A 4,607-nucleotide genomic window follows, 5' to 3' on the forward strand; every position below is an offset into this window, starting at 1 on the left:
GATCGCCAAGCTCATTCCGTTCACGCGCCAGACCCTGTTCTTCTCGGCCACCATGCCGGCCGAGATCCAGAAGCTTGCCGACCGGTTCCTTCAGAACCCGGCCCGCATCGAAGTCGCGCCGCCGTCCTCCACGGCCGCGACGGTGGAGCAGAAGCTCGTCGCCTCGAAGGCGAAGGACTACGAGAAGCGCGAGACGCTGCGCGCGATCATCGACCAGCAGGACGACCTGAAGAACGCGATCATCTTCTGCAACCGCAAGAAATCGGTCGCCGACCTGCTGCGTTCGCTGCAGCGCCACGAATATGCCTGCGGCGCGCTGCACGGCGACATGGACCAGCATTCGCGCACCACGATCCTGCAGAATTTCCGAGACGGAAAACTGCCGCTGCTGGTGGCCTCGGACGTCGCTGCCCGCGGGCTCGACATTCCCGATGTCAGCCACGTGTTCAACTATGACGTTCCGATCCATGCGGAAGACTATGTCCACCGCATCGGCCGCACCGGACGCGCCGGCCGCAAGGGCAAGGCCTTTACCATCGCCACGGCAAAGGATGCCAAGTTCGTCGACGCGATCGAGAAGCTGATCGACCGGAAGATCGACTGGGTGGACGGCCCGCCCTCTTCTCACACCGATGCGGAAACCGACGAAAAGCCGGCGCCGCGCGCGCGCCGCGGAGCCAGGAAGCAGGCCCCTGCAGCGGAAAGCAGGAGCGAGCCGAAGGCTGCGCCCAAATCCGAACCGAAGGCGGCGCCGCAGCAGGACAACCACGCCGCAAGGCCGGCCAATGCGGCAAATGCCAAACCCGCCGGCGGCAGGCCCGCCAATGACGACCGGAAGCGCTCGCGCCGCCGCGACCGGGACGACGAGCCGACGCCCGTCGGCTTCGGTGACGACATTCCCGCATTCATGCTGATCGGCGCAAAAAACTGAGAAAGTCGGGGTGATTGATCTCAATCGCCGCCTTTGGTCCGCGTGCCGCAGCCCGCATGAAATGCCTAACGCATCGGCCCGGAAATCGGAATCGATTTTCGGGCCGATGCGTAGATTAAATAGGTCAGAGCGCCGTGCGTCCGAATGGACGCACGGCGCTCTAAGCCAATCAGGCATGCCAAACGAGAAAGAGCCGCACTTCCTGGGAGTGAAGCGCGGCTCTAATTGTGCAGGAAAACGGTTCGTTTGATAAGAATTCAATAGGACTTGAGTGAATTCACCTTCATTCAAAAGAGATTCATCAAAGTTTCGTAATAATCTTGCAATATGCAAATATTCTTATATCACGCTTCTTTTTTGGTCAAGCCTATTTTTTAGACAAATTCATGACGGTCACAGGGTCCGGTATGCGCGGCGGTAATACATCAGCGCCTCGTCATCTTCGCCGCACTGCGTCCTGACGACCTCGCCGATGAGGATCCAGTGGGTCGACATCTCCTTCGCCTCGACGAGGCGGCAGTCGAAACTGGCAAGCGCATCTTCCAGAACCGGCGCGCCGGAGCCGCCGAAATCCCAAGCGCCCTTTGCGAATCGCTCTTGCGCGGAAAGGCCGCCGAGCCCGGAAAAGGCATCGGCCAGCGGCTTGTGGCGGGCGCCGAGCGTGTTGACCGCGAAATTGCCGCTTTCGAGAAAGACCATATTCTTCGCGTTCAGCCGGTTGACGCAGGCAAGCACCGTGGGCGGCGCGTCGGATACCGAGCAGCAGGCCGTCGCCGTCACGCCGCGCAGCGCGCCGTCATGCGCGGTGGTCACGACCTGGACATGGCCGGCGAAGCGGGCCATCGCATCGCGATAGGCACGGGTAAAGGGCTGATCATCATGCATGGCGAGAGCGATACCGGTGGTGTGGTGAAATAGACAAAAACCGTCCCTTCATCTCTTGGTCCGGGTACTTACGGCGTTGCCCCTCACTCTGGCAAGGGGTATGACTCCGTTAACGCGCCTGAGTGAGAAACAGACCTGCCATCATGAGATCTTTTAAGGCCCGCCTTGTCCTTGCCGCGCTGATTGTCAGCGCCGCCGCGCCCGCAAATGCCCAACAGGTCGGCGTCGTGGCCCCGCTGAACGGCGACTATGCCGTGCTCGGCGCACAGATGCTCGACGGCGCCGGGCTTGCCGCACGCAATCTGGACATCGACCTGACCATCATCGACGAAGACTGCGAAGAAAACAACGGCGCGTCTGTCGCCGAGGCGCTCGAAGACGCGGGCGTCGGGATTGCTGTCGGCTTCTTCTGCAGCGAGACCTTGCGCACTGCCCTGCCCGTCCTCGCCGAGGCCGGCATTCCCGCCATCACCGTCTCCGTCCGGTCGCTGCCGCTGATGACCGATGCGCTCGCCAATGGCTGGCCGCTTTTCCGGCTGGCGCCGAACCGGCAGGACCAGGTGGACGCGATCGTCACGCTGATCATGACCGAATGGGTCGACCAGCCGGTCGCCCTTGTCGATGATGGCACGATCTACTACCGCGAACTCGTCAACGCCGTGCGCAATGAAATCGAGGCGCGCGGGCTGGAGCCGGTCTTCACCGACACCTTCCGTCCCGCCCAGCAGCAGCAATTGTCGCTTGTGCGCCGTCTCGCCCAGGCGGGCGCCGCGCGGGTGCTGGTCGGCGGCACGCGCGGCGATGTCGCCATTATCGGGCGGGACGCGCGCGAACAGGGCGTTGCCCTCACGCTTCTCGGCGATGACGGCTTGCGCGCGATGGAAACCACGCCGCCGCTTGAGGACGGGACGCTGGCGATTGCGCTGCCCGACTACGGCGCTCTGCCGCCGGCAGCCGAGATCGCCGATGCTGCCGGCGCCGCCGATATCGTGCCGGAAGGCTATGTCGTGCCGGGCGCGGCCGCCGTTCAGGTCGCAGGCCAGGCGCTTGCCGCCGCCCGGGCAGACGGCGGCGGGATCGACGAGGCGCTTCTGAACCACACTTTCGACACAGCGATCGGCCCTGTCCGCTTCACCGCAAGGCACGAGCTGGCCGACAATCCGTTCTTTCTGCTGCGCTGGCAGAACGGCGAATTCGTTCCCGTCTTCGACAGCGCGCGTGAGTAAGACCGGCCGGCAACGCCTGAGAGCCGGCAAGACATGAGAAAATGGCCTTCGGGCCCCGCATTGAGGAACAAGCAAGTGAAACGTCCGCTCCGTATCGCGCCGTCCATCCTGTCGGCCGACTTTTCCAATCTTGGCCCGGAGGTCAAGGCCGTCGTCGATGACGGCGCCGACTGGGTCCATCTCGATATCATGGATGGCCATTTCGTGCCCAATATCACCTTCGGCCCGCCGGTGGTGAAGGCGCTGCGCCCCCACACGGATGCGATCTTCGACTGCCATCTGATGATTGCGCCTGCCGATCCCTATATCGAAGCCTTCGCCAAGGCCGGTTGCGACATCATCACCGTTCACCAGGAGGCCGGCCCGCACCTGCACCGCTCGCTGCAGACCATCCGCAATCTCGGCAAGAAGGCGGGCGTGGCGCTCAATCCGGCAACGCCGGTGTCGATGATCGAACATGTGATCGACGATCTCGACCTGATCCTGATCATGACCGTCAATCCGGGCTTCGGCGGCCAGAAATTCATTCCCGCCACCTTGCGCAAGATCGAGCAGGCCAATGCGCTGATCGGCGACCGGCCGATCGATCTCGAAGTCGACGGCGGAATCGCGCCCGACACGGTCGGCGCCGTGACCAAGGCAGGCGCCAACGCGCTCGTCGCCGGTTCGGCAATCTTCGGCAAGGCGGAAAACGGCAGCTATCGCGCCCCGATCGAGGCTCTGCGCGCGGGAGAAGAATGAAGCAACGACCGGAGGCGACCAACAGGAGAAAGACATGCCCCGTTTCATGCCCCTGACCATGCTTGCCGCAGCAGCCGGGCTTTCGGCGCATATGGCCGCCGCCGGCGACTTCGCCACCTTCACCCCGCTCGGCTTTTCGGATGATGGCGGCGTCTTCGCCTTCGAGGAATTCGGCGTCGAGGATGGCTCCGGCTTTCCCTATTCGAACATCTTCTTCATCGATACCGAACGCGATGCCTTTCTCGACGAGACCCCTTTCCGCGTGCGGCAGGAGGACGAGAACGCGACCATCAGCTCCGCGCGCGGCCTTGCCGTCGGCGAGGCGCTGCCGCTGATCCAGGAATACAACCTGCTTGCCCATCCCGGCTGGCTTGCCGCCTTCAATCCGGTCACCGAAGAGGTCGCGGGCGACAGCCAGACCATCCGCTACCGTTCGCACCCGAACCTTTCGCCCGTCGGAACGCTCTCCCTGGAAACCTTCGCGCTCGATCCGATTTCGGCCTGCGCGGCGGTCACCCCGGATGCGCGGGGCTTTCGCCTTGCCTATACCGATCCGGAGGGCGAGACGCGCACGATCCACGAGGACAGCCGCATCCCCACCAGCCGGAACTGCCCGACGGATTACCGGCTCGGCGGCGTGATGACCTATGGCGGCGGCGGGGCAAATGCCGTTCATGTCGCGCTGGTCACCGTGCTCTCGCATGGCTTCGAGGGACCGGACGGCCGCTGGATCGCCGTTCCCTTCAGGCCCTAGAGCGCCGTGCGTCCGTTCGGACGCACAAAGGACGCTCTAACCTATTGAATCTACGCATCGTGCTTTCCGA

At 63.6% G+C, this 4,607-nt stretch carries 5 protein-coding genes; 4 read left to right on the plus strand and 1 reads right to left on the minus strand.

Features of this window, described 5'->3' with window-relative positions; all coding sequences use genetic code 11:
- On the plus strand, positions 1–931 hold a 931-nt coding region (locus AC5DC2_RS19845; RefSeq protein ID WP_491699721.1), incomplete at its 5' end, for a DEAD/DEAH box helicase.
- A gap of 393 nt (positions 932–1,324) precedes the next feature.
- Here the strand turns inward: AC5DC2_RS19845 and AC5DC2_RS19850 are convergent.
- Positions 1,325–1,816 carry a flavin reductase family protein gene (locus tag AC5DC2_RS19850; protein WP_024707438.1) on the minus strand — a complete coding sequence of 164 codons (492 nt, stop codon included), beginning with the start codon at positions 1,814–1,816 and terminating at the stop codon, positions 1,325–1,327.
- 143 nt (positions 1,817–1,959) lie between these two features.
- Here AC5DC2_RS19850 and AC5DC2_RS19855 point away from each other — a divergent pair, with 143 nt between their 5' ends.
- The 3 genes from AC5DC2_RS19855 (at position 1,960) to AC5DC2_RS19865 (ending at position 4,537) form a co-directional block, all read left to right on the plus strand.
- On the plus strand, positions 1,960–3,042 hold the full coding sequence (locus AC5DC2_RS19855) for an ABC transporter substrate-binding protein (protein ID WP_491699722.1): 1,083 nt from the start codon (positions 1,960–1,962) through the stop codon (positions 3,040–3,042).
- A 75-nt stretch (positions 3,043–3,117) separates the two neighbouring features.
- A complete protein-coding gene (gene rpe / locus AC5DC2_RS19860) occupies positions 3,118–3,783 on the plus strand; it encodes a ribulose-phosphate 3-epimerase (RefSeq protein ID WP_024707440.1) in 666 nt (221 codons plus the stop codon).
- 34 nt (positions 3,784–3,817) lie between these two features.
- Positions 3,818–4,537: a DUF2259 domain-containing protein gene (locus tag AC5DC2_RS19865; RefSeq protein WP_491699723.1), complete on the plus strand. Its 720-nt coding sequence runs from the start codon at positions 3,818–3,820 to the stop codon at positions 4,535–4,537.
- The last annotated feature ends 70 nt before the right edge of the window (positions 4,538–4,607 follow it).

It is taken from the genome of Martelella sp. (assembly GCF_984369615.1).

Excerpts from the sequence above, each read along its gene's own strand:
- AC5DC2_RS19855 (WP_491699722.1), top strand. The coding sequence starts at position 1,960 with ATGAGATCTTTTAAGGCCCGCCTTGTCCTTGCCGCGCTGATTGTCAGC.
- AC5DC2_RS19865 (WP_491699723.1), top strand. The coding sequence starts at position 3,818 with ATGCCCCGTTTCATGCCCCTGACCATGCTTGCCGCAGCAGCCGGGCTT.
- AC5DC2_RS19850 (WP_024707438.1), bottom strand. The coding sequence starts at position 1,816 with ATGCATGATGATCAGCCCTTTACCCGTGCCTATCGCGATGCGATGGCC.